Below are 22,150 nucleotides of genomic sequence, written 5' to 3' on the forward strand. Positions count from 1 at the left end.
GGATGCCCAACCATAATTTTACTTTGATTATTGAAGTAATTACAAACCGATATCGGTATTTTTTGACTTCATTGATTTTAGAACTGCTTCAGAGAGTTGTAAATGACTGTCAATCCAATCGAACGAAAGATCCTTATTGATCAACCCTCCGCTGAGGATCTTTTTCGCGGCAAAGGTCATGATAGAACTGCTGATGCATTGGCAAAAGCAATTGCCAATTTTCGCGAAGAAGATCGAGCTATAGGACTGGATGGTCCTTGGGGTAGCGGTAAGTCGAGTGTTGTCGAAATCGCCGAACGCAAGCTGCGGAGCGCTGTAATATCCGGAAAGGTTAAGTTTCATTTCTTCACTTTTGACATTTGGAAATCACAGGGGTCTTCGTTCCGACGTTCTTTTTTGGAGCATTTTCTCGATTGGACCAAATTGACATTTACAGAAAGGGCTCGAGAACTCGAAGAAATTGAAAAAAAGGTCAAAGGGAAGGTTAGAGAAATACACTCAAACAACCAGTCAATCTTAGATTGGTATGGGATTGCAGTACTCTTGTTCCTGCCCTTTCTTCCCATTTACTACTTTTGGGCAAAGGCAGGATTCGATACCGCGAGAGAGGCCAAAGACGAGATCGGCTTTCTGTTATCGTGGCCAGCCCTCACTTTATATATCGTTCTAGGTCTCACTTTTCTTAAAGCGTTCGGCAAGTATTGGATTCACAAGGGTAAAAATACCAAAACTTGGCGGCAGACCTTTGCCAAACTTCGGATCGCAATCTCGCAGACACTACTGATAAGTGCTCGACAATACGAGAACCAGGAAGTTACACAGTATATTCGGGAGACTGATCCTAATGATTTTGAGTTTCAGTCAACATTGCGGGAAATTCTCACCGTAGTACAAGGCAAAAATATCAGGGTTGTCATGGTCTTGGACAACATTGACAGGTTGCCCAAAAAGGAAATCGCGGACTATTGGGCTCTCGTTCGGGCAGTTTTCTCACGTGGACCACTCTCAAAGACTACCGGAAACAAGAACCCTGTGACAGCTATAGTCCCCTACGATAGGCATCTTATCGAAGGAAAGGACGACGCACCATCGACTGATAGCGTTGAAAACTTTGGCTCCATCTCATCACTAGGCAGCCGCGAGATTTTCTCGAAAACGTTTGATGAAATCTTGACAGTATCGCCTCCCGTTATGTCCAATTCGCGCGACTTTTTCTTGCAAAAGATCGGCGAAGCTCTGTCAGGGTTTTCTGACACCGACGAGCTATTTCGTGTGTACCTTATTTTCAATCGTATTCTGCGGGTAGAAAATGGAAAGGCTACGCCCCGTCAGATCATCTCATTCATCAACGAACTGACTGGGTTGTACGTCCTTCACGAGTTTCAAATAGCGTTGCCCACGATTGCGATTTATATCGCTTATCAAGATGCTCTTGAGGCCTATCCTGGTCGTTTGAGTGAAAAAACACTTATCGACGATAGACTTAGAGCAATTGCCTCAGACGACAATCTCGAAAGAAACCTAGCTGCCATCATATTTAATGTAGAGCCCGGCTTGGCATTTCAGTTGCTACTTGATGACAAGATAAAGCAATCCGCCGTGGCTACTGGGCCTGACGAACTAATTGCTCTGGCAAATTCCCCAGGATTTGACTTACGGGTCAATGAGGTCATCCAGGACAATATGCAAGAATGGCAAAGCAGCGGCGATTATAGTATCGTGATCGTAAATTTTGCTGCCCTGAGCAAGAACTATAGCGGCAATGCTCGAAGACACTTTTGCAAATCTCTTGTCGAGGCTTTTCAGCAAGTACATAGCATCGAATTAACGCCGAATATCTATACTCCTTATCTCAAGCTCTATGGTCTATGCGAGCCAATTGAACTATTAGGCTTAACGCAAAACTTGCTGTCCTGCGTCCTCAGCAGCATAGAAGGAGCCGACAGCAATGATGCCGGACAAGGTCGAAACTGGATCAATTTTGTCGATCAAGTGTATCATTCGCTCGACGCCGTTGGGCAGAGGGACCTTTTGAAAGACGCGCTGGAAACAATTTCCCTTCCCACGAGCCCTGATTTCCTATTTGGCGTCGCCAGCAGTACGCCGTCGTCAAATGTTGCTTTTTCTCACTTCAAAAAGCCCACGCTTGACCTCTCAAAAGACAATGACTTTCTTCAAACAATTGCCAAAGAAGAATCAGAGTTGGCATTGCACGCATTTTCGGAGTTTAAAGCTGTTTCACTTCTCAATGATGATCAGTGGATCGCAATAGGGAACTCGATTTTGCAAGAGTTGATTTCAAGCGATGTTGACGACGCTGAAACATACATAAACAAGATTCTATTGCTCAGCGCGGTTTGGGTATACACGGATACAGCCAAACGTTCTGAAATTGCGCTGCTTTCAGCATTTCAACGCAGTGAGTTCTATGAGAATTTGCATGATAGTGTCTACGACGACACGACGTCACCCGCGCTAGCTCACGCATTATTCCTAGCGGGACAAGTCCAGCTGCAAAGCGGTTTGCCGACACCGATGAATGGTCAAAACGTTCAATTAGAGTCGAGTCAGTTTATCTGGTTTAAGGATTTATATGATGGCAAACTGGTTCTCGCGCAGGAACAATACGAGATTATATCTGGACAAGCCAAGAAAGCACTCCAAGTAGATCATTGGCTTGAACAGGGCCGCTTGAAACCTGATCAACAGTTTTTTGCAGGTGTTGTTCGAAGCGCCTTCTTAACTGAAGAATTACCGCGGATAAGTGTCGCTCTCCTTATCGAGAATTTTGATTACCTGAAAAGTACGACTGGGCGCGAATTTCTCCCAATGCTGGCTCGCTTCGATTCTCGTATCAAACAGAAAGACTTTGCCCCGCTCGAATTAGCGGCCTATCCAATTGGACTTCTTTCGGACACTTCCGGGATCGGAACGGGCGGCTGGAGCATCGTTCACAACCGGGTCGGTGAACTTTTAGATGTGATTACACCTGAGGAATGGTTGAAACATCTTAACGACGCCGACCACACTGCATCGATTCTTTTGGAGAAAATTGCTACATCCGGCTACGTGTCAAAGAAGCTCGAGTTCCGGGATATTTTCATCCGGTTCATCACAGAAACTCTAAGCGGTAAGGCCGAAATTCTTCCGTCCGTACTGAATTACGATCCAGCGTTGGATGCCATAGAAGCAAGTTATCATGCCGATATTTTTCGGAAGATAAGAGAGGACTTACATGACGTCACAGCGGCCACACTGGAGAAAGCTGCGCAGATGTTTCCGAGACTTATTAACAACTTGATAGCTGTAGGCGATCGCATCACAAGAATTGAGAAAGATAACATTGTTCGCCAGTTGCTTTGCTCCGCATTGGAAGGTGACAATCGCGCTGTAATGAATATGTTTCTTGGTGTCGGAAGAATTAAGGTCGCCGACTTTGTAAAGCAATCTGAAGAGAGTACCCAGGCTAAAGTCGACGGCTCTTGGAAGCATTTCTCTGAGCATTGCCAAGACCGTGATTGGAGTAAGCAAGTTGGTGAGCTTCTCCATGGCAAAAGGAAAGCGAAGACAATTTTTGATTTTCTTTGGCCTACTCAGGCCAGCGAGGATGAAGAGGCGTGACCCGATAGGCTGGATACAACGACAACAAATTCAATTTAAATCTCTACTCACACTCCTCGTCTTCGGCTTGATCATATCAATGTGCCCGTAGGAGCATAGAAGTTGCGGAACTTCGTACCCTTGGCACCGTCCGCTCTCTCACAGAGCACTCCTGCACTTTCGCGAAAGCCAAAATTGCATGGCGGAGGATAGAGCGACAAGCCAATCTGGTCGTATACTACTGATTTTATTTACGAGATTCAGTGTAGATTGCAACCAGAGCGCGAAATATGCGCGGGGGCAACTTACCTGGATCCAAAATGAAACGGCCATATATTGGATATTCTGCGCAGCAACTCGAAGCCGAGTTCGTTCATGCGACCTCAGCACACGACAGAAAATGTTTAAAACTGCTCCATTATGAGCTTGGATACAGGAAGACGCCAAAGGCAATTGCCCTGAGAAACAAGACCGCATTGGCTATAAGCGCAATCGATCATCCAGTTGATCTCTTTACAGTCGACCGCGAGAATCCGCAGCCCCCAGCACAATCACAAAAGTCGCCATCGCGTCCTTCGTCAAAGCCCAGTGTGAAAACAAAATTTCGCCCCACGCAGGAACAAGATCAAGCTCTCACCTGCTTCAGTACCGGGGGATCCCTCCGGATCAACGCCTATGCCGGAAGCGGAAAGACATCGACACTCGAGATGTTGGCTCACGGAACGTCTAAACGCGGACAATACATTGCCTTTAACAGGGACATCGTTAGGGACGCGAAAGACAGGTTTCCCTCATCCGTCAACTGTTCAACTACACACGGGTTGGCGTTCCGGGCAACACCCTCGGCGTACAAATCGATAATGGAAAAAATGACAGGTCGCGTCAGTGCGTTGCAACTGGCAGAGCTTCTGGGCATCGGTAAAAGCTGGCGCATAGATAAAGATCACACCCTCCTGCCGCGTTCCCAAGCTTTCCTTATTCTTGAGACCGTCAAACGTTTTGCTCAAAGCGCGGACGCAGAGCCTTTAGCAGGACACGTGCCACGACATGGTTCGTTGTTGGCCGCGCCGCAGGAGACCTTGGACTTGGTTTCCGAATTCGCTGTGCATGGCGCACAGCATGTCTGGTCAAGAATGCAAACGCACAATGACCCCCTGCCCTTAGGACATGATGGTTATCTGAAGCTCTGGGCGCTGTCAGAGCCGAAAATTGCAGCAGATTTCATACTTATGGATGAGGCTCAAGATACCAATCCGGTTGTGTTGGACGTCTTACAAAAACAACATGCCCAGATGGTTTATGTTGGTGACAGGTACCAACAGATTTATGAGTGGCGCGGCGCTGTCAACGCGATGGAGCAGATCGCGACCGACCATACAACCTATCTCAGCAGATCGTTTCGCTTTGGACACGGGATCGCAGAGCCGGCCAGCAAGATACTGTCTCTGTTGGGAGAGCAAAAGCCTGTCGTGGGAAATCCGAACATCCGCAGCCGTGTCGGGCTGGTCGACCCAAAAGCAATCCTTGCCAGGACCAATGGCTCAACCATCACGGCGCTGATCGAATCCCTGGACATTGGAAAAGCGCCTCATTTGGTCGGCGGCAACTCTGAACTTATGGATATGCTACGAGGAGTGCAGGAATTGAAGGCCGGCAAACCGAGCAATGTTGCTGACTTTTTCGGTTTCTCTGATTGGACGCAAGTGTGTGAATTTGCCAAAAGTGGTGAAGGAGAGCACTTGCAGACGTTCGTAAACTTGGTTGAATCGCGAGGCGAACGGCAGCTGATGTGGGCACTGGGGAAATCGGTCGATGAGGATCGCAGCAATATCACAATATCCACAGCGCACAAAGCAAAAGGTCGGGAGTGGACCACGGTCAGGCTGATGGATGATTTTATGAAGAGCCATTCATCAAAGATGACGAACGGCAATGAAAACAAACAGAGCCAAGATCCGGCTGAGCTCAGATTGCTCTACGTCGCACTGACCCGAGCGAAAGAAGCAGTCGAGGTACCCGAAACGCTGGCCGGCCTCCTTGGCTTATCTTCAGGTCAGACGACAGCTCCCCGAATGCGTACAGCTGCGCGCGCACCCTCCAAACCTAAGGCCCAAGCGAAGATTTCCGCTTGGGCTCCGCCGGAAAGCTTCAGGCCGCCTCAGACGAAAGTCCGTGTGCTGGAAAAACACCCTCAGGGAAACCCGGCGGCGAAAAGAAAAGGACTGTTCTCATGGCTCTTTGGCAAGTGAATTCTATAGGGTCACGAAGCGTGGCATTTTTGGCTTCAAATAGCGCTTGAATTACGCTTATGTAATTCTGGAGGGGAAGAAAATGGACCGCAACTGGTCATTCGCTGCAATATTCGCTGCATTCATAACATTCCCGATATCGCAATCCATGTCTGCGGAAAGAGCGACTGGCTCCGGCTCGGCTTTCGTCATTAATGGCGAGGGCTGGTTAGTCACGAACGCCCACGTCATTGAGGATTGCAACCGGGTCAAGATTTCCGGTGCTGGGGATATCAGCGAACGTTTTGTTGACAGTCAAAATGATCTGGCAGTTGTCCGCATTTCTAGTCTCGTTTCAAATAGCGCCCCGATAATCATACGACGCGCTCCGCCCCGTTTAGGCGAAGATGTAGCTGCCCTTGGCTATCCTCTTACAAATATTCTTTCAGATAGCGTGAAAATCACGACCGGCAATATCAATTCGATGATTGGTTTAGGCAACGACAGCCGATATCTGCAGATTTCAACACCTATTCAACCGGGCAATTCAGGTGGCCCCCTTATCGACAGAGCGGGAAGCCTTCTCGGCATTAATACGGCGACGCTGGGAACAAAGTTTACCGCAGAAACAGGTATCATCGCTCAGAACGTTAATTTCGCCATCCGAGCCAGCGTCCTCGAGGTTTTCCTTCAGGCAAGGGGTATCAGCTACCAGAATGTCGGCGCGGCCCTCCCCGGCATCCCTACATCTGATCTGGCGGAAAAAATCTCTCCATCGGTAAAACAGGTGATTTGTTACAAGACCGACCTTGAGATTGAAAAGCCCCCTCTGGCAAAGCCAAGTGTCAGCACAACCGCAGCCGAAACCATGGCGAAAGATTTCATCGTCAGCTATCACGAAGCACTTTCCAGCGACAATGCGTCAGCTCTGAAGTTTATGCAGCGTGCATACTCCAGCAGTGTTTCGTATTATGGCAAATATCTAAGCAAGCAAGCAGTGCTCGCCGAAAAACAAAAATTTATGGAGCGCTGGCCAAATCGCAACTATGTCGTCCAGCCCGACAGTGTCACCGTGGTGTGTTCGGCAACCAGCTGCCACTTAGAGGCACTCGTTGACTGGCAGGCTGGAAGCCCAGCGCGAAAGAGTACCCCGAGTGGAGTAGCTTCTATCGCCATCGACTGGGATAGCTTTTCGGGCATGATCACCTCTGAGACCAGCTCCGTGATCAAACAGGAGCGTCCGGACTCGAAGACCGCATCCCTGATCTCAAGGTGGTTTGATGAAAACTCAAATTGTCGCGGCGGCGCGGGTAGCGATCCTGAAACCAATAAAGCATGCACGCGACGAGAAGAGTTGTCGGCTGATTTGCTCTCGGTTGGGTGGTGTTACGGTAAAAAACAGGACTACGGCTACCAGATGAAGTGGCATAAATGCACGTCGGATTCAATCCGTTAGTAGATTGCGTGAATGGGAGATCGGCGAATTATGATAGCGAGGCCATTGTCGCTTTTTAGCTACGCCGTTCCTGCGGCGGCGCTGTTGATTGGAGCGACGCTTCGTGTCACCACCTTCTCTGCAAGCTCGCTTTCCCTGGTTCCGGGTGCATTATTTTCACTCGCGACACTGGCGGTTTTGTTCACTACCGTTTTCGTTGTCCTGCACCATGCCGAAGTATTGGCAGCCAAGTTGGGACAGCCATTCGGCACGCTGCTTCTCACTTTATCGGTTACCACCGTTGAGGTAGCGATTATCGTTTCGCTTATGCTTCATGGCGAAAACAACCCGACGCTGGCACGTGAATCCGTGTTCTCGACGGTTATGATCGTTTGCGCCGGGGTGGTGGGACTATGCCTTGTGTTAGGCGGGTTGAACTATCACCAGCAGGATCTGAAACGACAGGGAACGAGTGCATTTCTGTCGGTCCTCATGGCGCTGGCCGTTCTCACCCTTATTCTTCCCAATTTCACACTTTCAAATAGCCCAGGATCATTTTCGACCGTCTCCCTCTTTTTTGTCAGTCTGTGTTCCATTTTATTGTACGGAGCTTTTCTGTTCACGCAGACAGTCCGTCATCGCGATGATTTTCTGACTGATCTTGCGCCACCGGAGCATGGCCACCGTTCCCTGAGTACCCGCGCCAGCGTGAAACACGCGTTTCTTCTCATTATCGGTCTCGTTGGCGTCGTCTTGCTGGCAGAAGAAGTTTCTGCTGCAGTTGAAAATGGCTTGGCCCATCTCCATGTCGAACAAACCGATGCGATCATTGGAGCATTCATCGCCACGTTGGTGTTGCTACCGGAGGCGATCTCGGCAGTTCAAGCCGCGTTAAAAAACGAACTGCAAAGAAGTCTCAATATCGCCCTTGGGTCTGCTTTGGCCACCATAGGTTTAACTGTTCCCGCAGTCGCGATTGCAAGCATTTTGACGGGTCGCGAACTCATCCTCGGATTGTCCTCGGGCGATACTGTACTTCTCGTGCTTGTCTTGGCAGTCAGCATGATGAGCTTCGGTACAGGACGTACCAACTTGCTTAATGGACTGGTTCATCTGGTTGTGTTTGTCGCTTTCATTCTATTGGTTGCTGTACCTTAACTTCCGGCAGACGAGGTTGGCCTGCTTCATTGATGTAGGCAGCTTCAAATGCAGTCCGGGTCCGGCTACAAAAACTCTCCAAACAAAGAATCCCATGACCACTATCACGGCAAACTACGCCATCGGAGATGTCCACGGACGCGCCGATCTCCTTTATGGCCTGCTGCCAGCTACCCCAACTGTCTATCAAGCGTAGATAGATAGGCGTTCAGCAACTCCACAGACCGATCAGTCAGTTTTGCATATTGCCGGCGGCCGTCATCCGGATCGTTCCATCGTTCGACCAGACCCGCTTCTTCCATTTCGTCGAGCCGCCGCGATGCCGTTGACGCGGCGACACCGGATGCAATGTAGAGACTGGAAATAGAGACTTGCCGGTCAAGCAGCCTGTTTTCCATCAGGTCGAGCAACATATGCCATGCCGGATCAGCGAACAGTTTATCGGTAAAATAGCGGGTACGGATGTCACGGGTTTGCAACAATTCGAGAAGGCGTTCAGGCGACGGTATTCCAGTTTCACTGGCATCCGCAGTCTGGATAGGATCAGAATCTGTTTTAGTAGACAGCGGCGATCCTGGAAACGCCGTCAACATTTCTGTCAAACGCCGCGCTTCATCACTAAGACGCTCCAGCCTTGCGCGACCTTCGTTCCACGCATGAAGCGTCTGCTTGTGCTCTTTTGCCTTGATGGCGGCCCGTTCGACAGCTGTCAGAAGCTGTTCGCGGCGGACGGGCTTGTGAAGGAAATCGACTGCATCAAGCCTCAAGGCGGCCACCGTGTTGTTGAGCGTTGCGTGTCCGGTGATGAAGATCACCTGAAGCCATTTTCGGTCGGCGAACCGTTCGCGGATGATCTGTAGCAAGGCAAGCCCATCCATATCCGGCATGCGGATATCACTTACGATCACGTCAATATCGATTGTCTTTTCAAGCAGGTTTAATGCCGTCGAAGCCGCTGTAGCCTTCAAACAATGATACCCAGAGTCCGTGAGTGCCGTGCCCAGGACACCAAGCAACGTTACTTCATCATCAACAAGCAAAACTGTTGTTTGGGCCGCGGTCACTGTATCGTGGGTGGAAAGAGCCATTACGGTATATCCCCTACAAGCCGAGAGTCAAAACGGCCATTTGATCATACTACCACACGCATCAACACACGAAACTCCGCTCCTGAAGCGGTATTGCGTGCCTCAACGCGTCCGCCAAGATCGCGGGCCATTCCATAGCACAGTGACAAGCCAAGACCCGTTCCGCTGCCGATTGGTTTGGTGGTGAAGAAGGGCTCGAACAGGCGGTCGAGGACCCCCGGCGCAATACCGGGGCCAGAGTCGCTGATGCTGATGACGATCATCTTTTCTGCAGGTTCTTCATCCAGGCTGATCTCAATCCACTTTTCAACAGCCTCATCTTTCGCAAACGCCTGCTTCTCAAGTATCGCGTCCTTGGCGTTGAGCAAGATGTTCAGAATGATTTGCTCGATCAGTGTCAAATCGGCCAGCATTTGATATTCGCCAGCTCTATAGTTTTTGCGAAGTTCTATTCCTGCGTCCCTGAATTGAGTCTGGGCAATGGAAAGAGCGCCCTCGATTGCTTGTGTCGGATCCAGCGGATAGGCATTGCCGTCACTCCTGTGCCCGTATATCCGCATGTGGCTGACAATCGCGGCGGTACGCTCGACTTGATCGCTGATCAGCTGAAGACTGGTATTGACGAAACCCGGTTTGGCACTTCCATTCTTGAGGCGCTCACGCAGATTGTCGAGCGCCATGGTAATCGTTGCCAAGGGCTGGTTGATTTCATGAGCGATACTGGTTGCCATTTCGCCGAGGGTGATCATCTTGCCGGATTGATAGATAGCGAGTTCGGCAGCGCGGCGTTCAGTGATGTCAAACCCCAGAGCCACGAGATTTTTAACCTCGCCTTCATTGTCGCGGATGGACGTGACGGTCCAGGAAAGTTCGCGGTTCTCTCCGTTGCGTGAACGCACACTGCGATTTGTCTGGTATGGTAACTTGTCGATTACACTATGAACATTGCTTCCAAGCGCATATTCGAGAACGTTGATGTCCTCGGCGTAGGCGTTGCTGTCCTCCAGTTGGAATATCGCACGGAACGCCGGATTCGCGACAATGAAATGACCCCGTGAGTTCGTGACCGCCACAAGTGCCCCGCCAGTATTGAGAATGGTTTGCAGGAATTCGCGTTCCTGACGGGCCCGGGCCGTATCAAGCGTGCTGTTCAACAACGAAGCCCGGTTGCGTATATATTTGCCGAGAATAACACCGAGAGCAACCAATGCTGCGAGAAGAGCGAAGAGAGCAACAACGATGACGATCGATGAAGCGAGCCATGCCTTGTAAATGGGCACTGTCGACACACCAACATAGGCTAGCAGGGGAGCTGCCGATGATGGACTGTAGGCAAAAATCCGTTCCATTCCGGTATAAACTGACGGTCGGATTATGACACCTCCCTTGTTCTGAATTGCACTTTGCGCAAATGCACTGATATCGCGCCCTATCACAGCAGTGGCATTTGAAGCGCGGACGACACCATCCTTGCCAACCAAGCCGACCGCCCGCCCGCCTTGATCCTGAAGGCGGTCATAGAACCCGTACAGGAATGGCCCGTCGACAATGATAAGCACAAAGCCGTCGAATGCTCCATCGCTTCCTTTTATTTTCCGGACGTAGTTCATTGTCCAGCCACTCCAGTCTCCACGTACACCAAATTCAGTGCGATAGGGCGGACTGATATAGTACTCAGGGCCGTCCAGTGCGCTCAGCATTTTAAAGGAAGTGGTTCCGGACATATCCTTGCCGACCGGATACGTCAGGACACTGCTGGCGGCTACTTTCCCTGCTTTATCAATGATGGCGATTGCCGTTGCTGCTGGCTCTGCTGCAGCCCGGCGCATCATGACTTCCGACAACATGTTGGCACCGACAATCGGATTGGAGCGGTCTTCCATGACAGCACGGCTCAAGGCATCGAGTTTGACAAATATCTGCGTGGTGTGTTCAGCCAGCGCATTGGCCAGGTTCATGGCGTTCTGGCTGGCTGTATCGATCCTGCTTTGATAATCACGCCGGATCAGCGTGGCCGCCCCGATCAGAGCGATCACAATGACGAAGGCTGCGGCCGCCCAGTAGGAGACGATCGCCCGGCGATCAATTCTTTCGTTTATGTCCATAATCCGGTCCTGCACATGATCAATCGGCTTCCTTGTTGGAATTGTCCACAACGAAAATTTGGTACAGTTAACAGGCGGCGGCGGGATGGCCGCATGGGCAGGAACTCACAGCGCCCTAGTCATTGCAAAAGGTGGGAGCATTTGCGCCAAGTAGATCACAACCCCGTTCAATCTCACCAGATATCAGATCACAGCGATTGACTGCATTGCACGGCGGCCTCGTTGCAGGTGAAACTGTCAGGCATTGTTGGACAAGACGGTTGGCTTTTGCCTTGCCCATTACCTGAGCACAGCTCTTCTGAACGTCCGGCTGACCAGGTTTCCCCCCATTATCCATTGGAGCCAACCACGCCAACTGAGTTCGAAGTTCCTTGGTCCGGGCGATAGTGAGAGCTGTTTCGCAATCAGATTGCGAAGTCATGTTGGCAAAATTCGCCTGTCGGTAACGACATTCCTCATTTCGAAACGCGATCCATGCACGCTGGGTAATCTTGAGCTGAGTTTTTCCAGTAGTCTCCAGCCGGGTGGCCAATTGAGAATACACTGAATTGAGGTCCCGATCAGCGCGCCGCTTCCCACCAGGATTGGCTGTTGCCACGCCCGTGATTGCTATCAGAATTATCGCCGACATCAGTGTCGCTCTCATATATCATGACTCCCGTTTCATCGAATAAGCGATCAGATATCGACGTACATCAATGATCTGACCGCGATTTGTAGCGGAGGCGAAGACGGCCGGCTCCGGACGGTCCCGTTACGCCCCATTATACGAGTGGTTCGTGACTTCACCTGGAGGAACAGCGACGCACGTTGTCCACCATCCCTCATGCCACCTGGCAAATCCGTATCCCGGCCGAACGCTTGCAGGCTTCCGGCCGGGACAGTTTGCACCATTTCTACCCGGTAGGGGATATAAACCTGGCAGGTGCTGCAACCGGAACCCGGTATGAACCGAGTTCCGGATATCCATTACCAGGTGATCTTAAGACCGCCAGAGACCTTGCCTGCGACATCAGTGCTGCCGCCGAACTCGACCGAGGCGCGTCCGAAGAGACTTACATTCTTCGATACCTTAGCCACCGCACCGACACCGACGTCGTAGCGGGTATCCCTCATGTCGCTGCCGATCGCGGTATCGGATGCGATGAGGCCGTTCCTGCCTTTGAACTCATGCTTGACATTGGCGTCGACGAAGGTGGTGACCGACTTGACGAACTTCTTGTCCTTCTTCGCCGGGGCGACAACAACCTTGCTCTTCATTTTGCCCTTGGCTTTTGCCTTGCCCTTTGCAGTCTTTTCGGGGACTGGCATCAGATAGACCTGCTCCTCTTCTTCATCACCGAAGAAGAATGTCTTCTCCAGGCGGATGCCAAGACGGCCACGCAGGCTTTCCGCTTCCTGACTGTGAACGACAATGCCGTTGCCGTCGGTGAAATTGTCGGCTGTTACCTTTGACCAGGTCAGCTGTGCCTGTGGCTGCAGGATGACATTATTGCCAAGATCAAAGCCATAGCCGGTCTCGATCGAAGCCGAGGTGGCTTTGCCGCTATAGCTGTTTCCAATTGCAAACCCGGAGACGGATTTGGCGCTGACACCAAAATCGATCCAGTCCTGTTTGACGACGGCATCGATATAGACGCCGGTACCGGGCTTGGTGTCGGTCGGAGTACTTTGCTGCCATGTCGCATAGGCACCGACACCCTTGCTCGAGATCGAGCCGGTAGCTGTGCGCCCACGGACATCGAAGTTGGAGTGAGCATATTCACCAAATACGCCAAGCGTCAGTTTATCACCCGGGATGAACACGCCGCCAAGCGAATAGTCGCCGCCGATCTGCACTCCGCCTGTGGTCATGTCGAAGCCGTGGCCGTTGTAGCCCTTGACCTTGGGCGAATAAGACCCGGTCTTGCCGATACCGCGGGTCCAGGCATGGAACCCATCGCTCATCTCTTCCGACCGCAACTCGCCGACGCGTTCGTGGAACGTATCGAGGGCGGTCAACACATGTTCCTGTGCACCGGCAAGCGCTATATTATAGCCCGGAACCGTGTCGACCACATGTCCCGTTGGCGGATCTATCGGGCAGGTGCCCGTTTCCTCGCAAGGAAGAGGAGGACAAGTGCCCGTTTCTTCACAGCCAACTGGATCCTCTCCTTCCGTCTGCAGGTACCAGTTCTGACCGTCAGCCTGCACCAGCTTATAGTCATAGATGCCAACAACGGCGGCAGAACCGAGCTTGAAGTCCGCATCACTTTCACCGCCGACCTGAACAACCTGGATACCGTCGGTTGCGCCAGTGCCCGTGAAAGCGCCGCTTCCACCATTGTTGCGGATATTGATCAGACCATTACCAGTCGCATCGCCATTGACGATCACTTTATCAGTTTCGCTCGCAGCACCGCCCTCGTTGAGCTTGGTATTCAGGATGAACGAACCGCCGTTTACAATAAGGGTGTCCACGGTAAGCGTCTTGTACGGGTTGGCTGCATCAAACTCGACAACGCCGTCATTGGTCAGCGAACCAACCTCCGACGACCCCGTCATTTTCCAGTAGCTAGTTGCGTCCAGAGATAGGCCGGTGACACCAATGCCCGCGCCTGCCCAGTAACTGTTATTGGACAAGGCGGCATTGATATTGGTGTCGTCAGCACCCGCAATCATATCACCAATGAGGCTGACGTTTCCATCAGCTGTCAGTGTTGTATCTGATCCTGCTGCGCCGCTAAGAAGAACACCGCTGTTGCCAATAACCTGCGTGCCGTTCTTCAGTTCGAAGTCTACGGTTCCACTCTCGGTTTTGAGTGCCGCACCGTTTTCGACGATCACAACCGAATTATCCAATCGAGCGCTACTATCGTCGGCTAACGATATGCCCACACTATCTGCACCCGTGGTCGTAATCACCGTATTGGTTGCAGTGATCGTGCTGCCAGCTTTGGCCATGAGACCATTGGCCGCATTACCCTCCGTTTTGACCATGCTACCGGCAAGATTGACTGCACCCCCGGCGCTTGCAAACGCACCATGCGATCCCGTGCCAATAGTCGTAATTTCTGAGCCTGTCGCGTTGACAGTGGAACCAAGGTTGAACGCATGCAAACCACGCGCATCATCGCCTTCGGTACGAATTGCAACGTTATCGATATTAACGGTAGCACCTCGCAATGCAAAAGCTGCAGAACCATTTTGGCCGGTGCCTTTCGTAACAATGCTACCACCATTCATGTTGAGCCATGAACCGGCATCACCTGCAACAATGCCGTTCCCGGCATCTGTGACTATCTCGATGTTTGTCAGTTGAGCTGTGCCACCATTGAAGGCGACAGCTCCTTTGGCAGACAAACCCGTCGTCGTAATTTTACTATCAAAGACATCAAGGTGTGAACCTGCACCTTCTGCGTTAACTCCGTCGCCGAATTCGCCGTGGGTCTCGATGACTGTGTCACGTACCAATGCGCTGCCGCCCTGTGTTGCAAGTATCCCGACAGCTCCCCAGTGAGGAGCTACCTTATCTCCTTCTGTCTTAATGTATGCGCCAGTAACATTAGCTGTTCCATTCTGGACGAGTACGCCAACTGCACTGTCGCCACCGGTATGAATTTGCGTTCCAGCGCCGGTGCGCGGATCACGGTCAATCTCAAGATGTCCGCCATTGCGGGCTTCCAGCCCAGCTGAGTTGAATCCGGACGTCGTGTAGCTGCCGCCGAAGGAGTTCACAACAGAGCCGTCACCAATAGCCGTTGCTCCATGGGCACCATTCCCACCCGTGACAACCGAGACATTAACGGCATAAACAACAGAACCATTCTGCGACACAATGCCATGTGCGCCATTGCCTGTTGTCTCAATGCTTGTGTCAACCAGATCGGCACGCGAGCCGGCAGCCGTCGCCAAGACACCAAAAGCGCCTGCACCGGCAGTCGTGACACGACTGTCGCGGGCGATCACATACGCACTATTCTGAGCAACAATACCAGTTGCATTGATGCCGTTGGTTTCAATGGCTGTATTGTCCAGAACCGCTACACCACCAAGGGAGCGAATGCCAATTGCACCTGCTCCTGTCGTTGTAATATCGGAGTCACGCATGGTCAGTGTGCCGGAAGCCATGTTCACACCGTGAGATGTCTCACCCTGCGTATTGATTGTCACGCGTTCGGCATCAATGGTGCCGTTATCGCTCAGGAGCATGCCAACACCATACGTGCCACCCGTCCTGATCTGTGTGTCCGTCAGCTGGACTACGCCGCCACTTGCCCACACGCCATGAGTAGAGGCGCTATCGGTCTGGATTGTGGAATTGCGAACGCGAATAGTACCCCCCGCTTGAGCCCAAACGCCATCCGAATTCGAACCGCTGGTATAAATATCAACACCATCCAGATCGATGGTACCACCGCCATAACGGGTTGCCACAGCACTCGATAAATCACCGCTTGTGCGAATGCTTCCGCCCGTGATGGTCACTTCAGAGCCAGCACCTTCGGCAAGGACACCGAAAGCTGCATTGCCGTTCGTGATCACGGAAAGATCGCTACCACTGATGAGACCCCCGTTGACGGCGTAAAGTCCAAATCCGTTGGGCGAGCCCTGACCGCTTGTATCGACAACTGTTCCGGTTGGAACCGTAACAGTTGTACCGTCAGCTTTGATCTGCTGCGCGAGCGACGGGGCTGTTAGTAGGGTTACGATCGCTGTGGATAAGCCTAGCCGACGGACGGCTCTGCCGAGCAATTTTTGTTTCTTCTGATTAAACTTCATAACGTTTCTCTATTCGTTCAGCACAACTGTCGGTGCGGGGATGTTCGTGATTGATGGGGAATTTTGGCTGGAAGAGGCGGGCAGCGGTTTGCCAAACCGCCTTTCAGTTTCCCGGCCGAATGCGCAGCCGGAAGCTTGGAACCTGACTTACTTCTGGAGCTCTATCGCGCGGTCGAATGCGCTCTGAAAACCGTTGAGGGAGATCGTAAAGTTCGCGTCCTTGCCATCATCGGTCATTGTCTTGACAGTGAGTGCCTTGCCCTTACCAAGCAAAGCCACCATTTTGGCATCGGCACTCACACTGACAACACATCCTGCATGGAGGCAGGTGCGATATGGATTGGATGCGATATCCTTACCGTCATCGATCTGAAGGGCAGCGCCCTTGTCTAGCTTGAGACCGAGTGGGAGGACCAGAACAGCATCGGCCTCTTTACCCTTCGGCTGAACCTCGACGGCCAACACGCGCTGGCTCGGACCGTTCTCGAGCTGTCGAACCTGTTCCTGCTGGAGAATGCAGTTCTTAGTCTGCTTGTCATCTTTCTTGTCAACACCACAGATGACAGTCCAGTCAGCATGTTGTTCGCGCAGCGATGTGGCTCCGCCAGGAAGGCTGGTATCCACAGCTAATGCGGGATTGGAGATTACAAGAGCAGCTACGCTTGCTCCCGCAACGGAACGGAGAACGGATATCAACATTTTATTTATCCTTTGCAGGTGCCTTGTCTGAGAGGAGGCTGACGCTGCGGTTGAATTGAATTTTTCAGGGGACCGCCGGATTAACGGGCAGATCAGAAATCGAGTACGAGCCGTGCGATAGCCGCCCAGAACAGAAGGCAGGTGGCAATCATCCCAGCCCATATCGGCATCAGGATGTGAGGGGGAAACTTGGTTTCTGGTTCGCTTTTGGGCCGCGCCGGATCCGGCCGCTCGGTTTGCATACTGCTCTCGAATTCCACCATTGCCATGACAACGCCAGCTCCTTGTTCCGGCGCTCACAGTTGAGGCAGCCGGGCAGGCATCTCGTGCAACCAATATGGCGTCAGGAGAGCCGAACGACGCTTTAATGCCGATGATCTGGAGGAAAAACATTCGGAACTGGTTCCATTCTGGAACTGTTCCGGTCTAAAACGCAGGACGCGTGCCGCAAGTATCTGAATTTACTAAATTTTAATACTTCCAAAATGGAAGCGATTGCTCTCACTTGCTGAACTTAGAGCCACGCGAGGTCAGCGGTATCGCGAGCATCAGGATCGCGCACACCTCTCAGGTTGAAATCAAACAATGTGGATATAGGTCCGGCGCTACATTTCTATGCGGTTCACCCAACCATGATGGTCACGAGAACGTACGTTTTCGAGCAGCTTGTGTTTGCCCATGCTCGCCGGGGTGTAGTCACGGACAGGTCACGCATGATGGTATTGACTATTCGCATGAACGATCCAGAGAAAATTCATTTGGAGTCCCCGCTCCTGTGCAAAGAGTGCGATATTTCGTATCGTGAAATTCCGGTTGAAGACGGCGACGAATCTGCTGTCCATTGCCGGGAGTGCGGAGCTTTTATCTGTCGCTGGGGTGAACTCACCCTCCTCGCCGCAAGCTAGGTAGTGCCACTCACTAATAGGTGGTGTAAAAAAGCGCCCGTACTTGGGCCGCGGCGTTGCGACCTCCAATCCCTTCGATCCAAGTGGTTCGATCGCGTGCGCTCCACGCTACCCTTCCGTCACCAGCTCATCGGCAGCGGAAGGATTCTTGTCGTGGAAATGTTACCACTTCACACGCAGGCCTACGTTGCCTTCGAGCACACGCTGCCTTTCCCCGCCCGCATTGAAGGTATAATCTGCAGTCGCAAAAAGACTGACGTCCTCAGATACCGCCGCAACGATGCCGCCGCCAAGCTCAACTGACGTCCCGCCAAACTCGGTGCTGATTTCGTCGGTGCCGAACGTTACGTTGTCCGTTCCGTCGAAATTGTGCCAGAGATTGGCTTTCAGATATGGTTGCAGCAGACCTGCAGAGGTTTGGATATTCCCCTGAAGGCGTAACCCTACTCTTCCGGTCCAGCTGTCGTCAGTGTCAAAATTAACCGTTGAGAAACCATCATTCTGCTTGTCCAAAGACAGATGCTGCCAGATAATCTGTCCTTGCGGTTCCAGCACCCAATCCTGCGCGATGGCGATCGGATATCCCCCTTCAAGCGAAGCTGTAACGCCATTGCCGTCGGTATCCACGCCAATGCCGCGGTTTGATTGTGCGCTGCCGTTGAACCAGGACCCCATCAGAACGCCATCAACATACCATCCCGTTGGTCCGATGTGCGTCCAGTATGCACCAACACTGGTTGCATCGGCATCCATGTCGCCAACCTCGACACCATTCCAGCCCAGCGCCTGACCTTTGACGTCCGCGTTGATGGTCGAATAGCCAAAGAACACGCCTGCCGTATCGCGATGACCGCTGCCATTGTCCCAACGCAGGATATCGAGTCCCATCTGGCCACCCCAGACAGATCCGTCGATGGACGGATCAACGGTTCCGGACCATTTTTGTTCGGTACTTTGACCAAAGACACGGCCCCAGACTGCGGAGAAATTGTCGCCTGTCGTCAATACGCTCTGTTCACCGCGCCGCTCATGGAAGGTTCCAAGTGTTGCCAAGGTGGCGAGGCGAAGCGCTGGGGGTACCACAGTGTATGTGGGCACTTCCGGACGATAGAGCGGAATCGATTCGCCCGGACCCATTTCAACAGGCGTTGCGCCAGGGTTGGGTGGCTGTGGTGAAGGATCCGTTGGCAAAGATGGTGTTCCCTCACCGGGAGTCGCCGGAGGCACGCCCTCTTCCGGAGGTGTCAGTTCGGATCTTAGATACCAGTCCTCGGTCGTGCCACCTGTCACCCCGCCCTTGAACAGCAGATACTCGCGGGCACCGGCAGCAACTGGCCCTGCCAACGAGAATGCACTTGCCGCTGTTGTTCCGCCATTCACCGCATCTACAAGGAGAATGCCATCGCTTGACGTCGAAGCACCAGGACCGCCAACATTGGTAATTTGCAGCGCCGTCGCACCGGAGGCCGTTCCGCCGTCAATGATGAGCCTGTCAGATGGCGAGCCGTCTGTTCCGAGATAGGTGTTGAAGCCAATCGAGCCGCTCTGGCCGACATAGTTGTTGACAGTCAGCGTATTGCCGACCCCGGTGCCGCCGAGCTGGACATGGCCACTGTTGCTGAGCGTTCCATCGATAGTGAAATTGCCGTTCGGTCCGGTTGTGAAGGCTGCCAGCGCATTGGCGACGGCAAGGGTTCCGGCATTGCTCACATCACCCGTGACGCTGCCATAGCCGCCAAATGTACCCCCAGCGAGAATGTTGGTCGCTCCGCCACCCGAAAGGGTCGCATCCGGATGTGCAGCATCGCCGATGGCAAGCGTGCCGGCCGAAACAGTCGTGCCACCCGTGTACGGGTTGTTGCTGTTGAGGATGGTCGTGCCGGATCCGAGTTGGGCAACCGAGCCACTGCCGGAAATAAGGCCATCGAAATTGATCGTATCCGATCGGTTGAAAGCGAGCGTGCCATCATTGGCAACGTCGCCGACAATTGAACCCGAAGTTCCGCCATTGCCGAGCTGCAGCGTCCCTGCGGAGATGGTCGTTCCACCCGTATAGGTGCTGTCGCCGGTCAGAGCTGTTGTCCCGCTGCCGGTCTGGGACACTGACCCTGTTCCTGAGATGATGCCTGCAAAAATTGAGGCATCAGAACGGTTGAATGCCAGCGAGCCATTATTGGCAACGTCGCCGATGATGGAACCTGATGTTCCGCCATTGCCGAGCTGCAACGTGCCTGCCGAGATCGTCGTGCCGCCCGTATAGGTATTGTCACCGCTCAGCGTCAGTATGCCGCTTCCAGCCTTTGTAAGGCCTCCCGCACCCGTTGCGCCTTGCGCAAGGGTGGTGTCGAAACCTTGCGTGTCGATTGTACCCCCGGGTGCATTGATCGTGACTGCTCGCGTCGCTGACAGATCAAAGCTGCTGTCAAGCTGCAGCGTCCCGCCGTTAAACGTAACACCACCCGTCGCTGCACCGAGTGCGTTGTCAGCACTCACAGCCACCACGCCTTCATTGATGCGCGTTCCGCCGGAATAGGTGTTCCCACCGGCAGCGGTCGGGGCAAGTGTCAGAACGCCCGCTCCGGTTTTCTCAACCACACCGGAACCCGAGATCAACCCTGCATAGGTACCCGCATCCGGCTGGGCGAAACGCACAAGACCGTCATTGGCAACTGACGGCGGCAGGCTTTGGGCCTGCGCCTCCAGCGTCCCTTCGGGTTGGACCAAAATCTGACCTGTATAGCTCGTGTTGTCACCCGTAAGCACCAGCGTGCCATTCTGGACATCGGTGACCGTGACACCTGCAATCGTACCCGTAAGGGTCCAGGTTCCGGTATCGTTTTTGATAAGGGACTCGAAACCGACGAAGTTCCCGGGCAAGGTCGCCTGCCCAACACCACTCAAGAAGATCGTGTCATTGCCCGCACCGCCGCTAAAGTCGCCGGTAACCATTGATCCGGTGTACAGGCGCAGGATATCGTTACCGCCAGCAAGCCGGATGCTGCCTCTCACCGTTCCCCGGTTTGTGAAATCGAGAGCGCCATTGCCGGAACCACCAATCACAGTGCTCGTCGTGCCGTTTCCGGCTTCGATGATGCCGGTTTCGGTGTTGATGACGGTGTTCAGGCCACTGGTGTTCTGCGACCAGATGGCGACAGAGTTGTTGGCATCGATAAGACCATTATTCGTAACAGTATTCCCGGTCCCCTGAAAATTGATCGCCTCGGCGCTACCTTGTGTACCAAGTGCCAGAACCTGGCCGCCCTGATCAATGGTAAGGTTTCCGTTGTTGCGAAATTCTATCGTATTGCCGCCGGTGCCAAAGTTTCCGGCAGTTGTCGTTGCGCGCGCACTCACAACGCCTGTGTTTGCAACAGTGATGGTGGCACCGTCGCGCAAGCTGATGCCATTGGCGTTGCCGACCGCGACCTGACTGCCAGCGCCAATGTTGACGGTCCGGTTGTCACCGGCAGCAACGTTGCCTTCGCCAACCGTCGTTGTCCAGGGATTGGGTGCTGCTGTGTCGCACGCGGTCACCCCACCCAATGTGGTGCAAGCCGCAAAGGAGGGCTGGATAAAGCCGATTGGACCAAGTAAAATCGCTGTAGTGGCGAGCAATTGCGCCGAGCGCTTTTTCGATGTTCTTTTCACAGCGTTCCCCAATTCGGTTCCCCAGGCGCAAACTAGGCGCGCGCGTCCTGAATTTCATAACCGCATCGGAACTCAATCGGAACCTAACTTTGGATAATTTCCCAATACCGCGTAGATCCGCAAAACTGTGCGGCAAATATGACACACGCGCGCAAGACGCCAACGATCAACGGCAGCAGTCAGCCGCCATGACGGAGACCGATTCGATAATTGGCGGATAACTATCAGGATAGGTACAAGAACGCAGTAAACGGAAATGGAATTCTTGCCTCACAAGTAATCGAAACATTTCTGTACCGAACGGCCGAACAGTTATTACTGTATTTAATCGAACTACGCAGAAGATATTGGGCGTTCACCGATACATATTATTTTGTTCGCCTGCCCTCTCAGCCGGGGTCGATTACCTGCCAACGGCGGGATGGTTTTCTACCCAGCCATCTGTCGTGTCCGATCATCGGCGCAGCTGCCAGCCCACCATCTGCCATGTGTATCTAAAAAGAGGAGCCGCTTCCGGGAAGGC

Annotated in this window: 11 protein-coding genes; 4 read left to right on the forward strand and 7 right to left on the reverse strand. The window is 52.7% G+C overall.

All coding sequences use genetic code 11. The features are described from left to right. Positions 1-102 precede the first annotated feature (102 nt). From V9K95_RS02045 to V9K95_RS02060, 4 genes are all read left to right on the forward strand, one after another. On the forward strand, positions 103-3,621 hold the full coding sequence (locus tag V9K95_RS02045) for a P-loop NTPase fold protein (RefSeq protein WP_336439988.1): 3,519 nt from the start codon (positions 103-105) through the stop codon (positions 3,619-3,621). Positions 3,622-3,920: 299 nt separating this feature from the next. Beyond that, complete coding sequence (locus V9K95_RS02050) at positions 3,921-5,849, forward strand: UvrD-helicase domain-containing protein (protein WP_336439987.1); 1,929 nt, start codon at positions 3,921-3,923, stop codon at positions 5,847-5,849. An 82-nt stretch (positions 5,850-5,931) separates the two neighbouring features. After that, positions 5,932-7,284: a S1C family serine protease gene (locus tag V9K95_RS02055; RefSeq protein WP_336439986.1), complete on the forward strand. Its 1,353-nt coding sequence runs from the start codon at positions 5,932-5,934 to the stop codon at positions 7,282-7,284. 30 nt (positions 7,285-7,314) lie between these two features. Then, positions 7,315-8,421 (forward strand): calcium:proton antiporter, encoded by a 1,107-nt coding sequence (locus V9K95_RS02060; RefSeq protein WP_336439985.1) that lies wholly within the window; start codon positions 7,315-7,317, stop codon positions 8,419-8,421. A 170-nt stretch (positions 8,422-8,591) separates the two neighbouring features. Here the strand turns inward: V9K95_RS02060 and V9K95_RS02065 are convergent, their stop codons facing one another. The 7 genes from V9K95_RS02065 to V9K95_RS02090 form a co-directional block, all read right to left on the reverse strand. Continuing rightward, positions 8,592-9,509, reverse strand: a complete 918-nt coding sequence (locus tag V9K95_RS02065; RefSeq protein WP_336439984.1) for a response regulator — start codon at positions 9,507-9,509, stop codon at positions 8,592-8,594. A 44-nt stretch (positions 9,510-9,553) separates the two neighbouring features. Continuing rightward, positions 9,554-11,614, reverse strand: a complete 2,061-nt coding sequence (locus tag V9K95_RS02070; RefSeq protein WP_336439983.1) for an ATP-binding protein — start codon at positions 11,612-11,614, stop codon at positions 9,554-9,556. Between the two features lie 115 nt (positions 11,615-11,729). Then, positions 11,730-12,260, reverse strand: coding sequence for a lysozyme inhibitor LprI family protein (locus tag V9K95_RS23660; RefSeq protein ID WP_443147276.1), 531 nt, complete (start codon positions 12,258-12,260; stop codon positions 11,730-11,732). Positions 12,261-12,583: 323 nt separating this feature from the next. Further along, the gene (locus tag V9K95_RS02075) at positions 12,584-16,375 is read right to left on the reverse strand and encodes an autotransporter outer membrane beta-barrel domain-containing protein (RefSeq protein WP_336439982.1); all 3,792 of its coding nucleotides are present in this window, start codon (positions 16,373-16,375) and stop codon (positions 12,584-12,586) included. 147 nt (positions 16,376-16,522) lie between these two features. Further along, entirely contained in the window at positions 16,523-17,074 is a 552-nt protein-coding gene (locus V9K95_RS02080; RefSeq protein ID WP_336439981.1) for an invasion associated locus B family protein, read from the reverse strand. A gap of 92 nt (positions 17,075-17,166) precedes the next feature. Beyond that, positions 17,167-17,343 (reverse strand): hypothetical protein, encoded by a 177-nt coding sequence (locus tag V9K95_RS02085; protein ID WP_336439980.1) that lies wholly within the window; start codon positions 17,341-17,343, stop codon positions 17,167-17,169. 798 nt (positions 17,344-18,141) lie between these two features. After that, a complete protein-coding gene (locus V9K95_RS02090) occupies positions 18,142-21,627 on the reverse strand; it encodes an autotransporter outer membrane beta-barrel domain-containing protein (protein ID WP_336439979.1) in 3,486 nt (1,161 codons plus the stop codon). Positions 21,628-22,150: the final 523 nt, after the last annotated feature.

This window comes from Phyllobacterium sp. CCNWLW183, assembly GCF_037203775.1.
Lineage (GTDB): Bacteria > Pseudomonadota > Alphaproteobacteria > Rhizobiales > Rhizobiaceae > Phyllobacterium > Phyllobacterium ifriqiyense.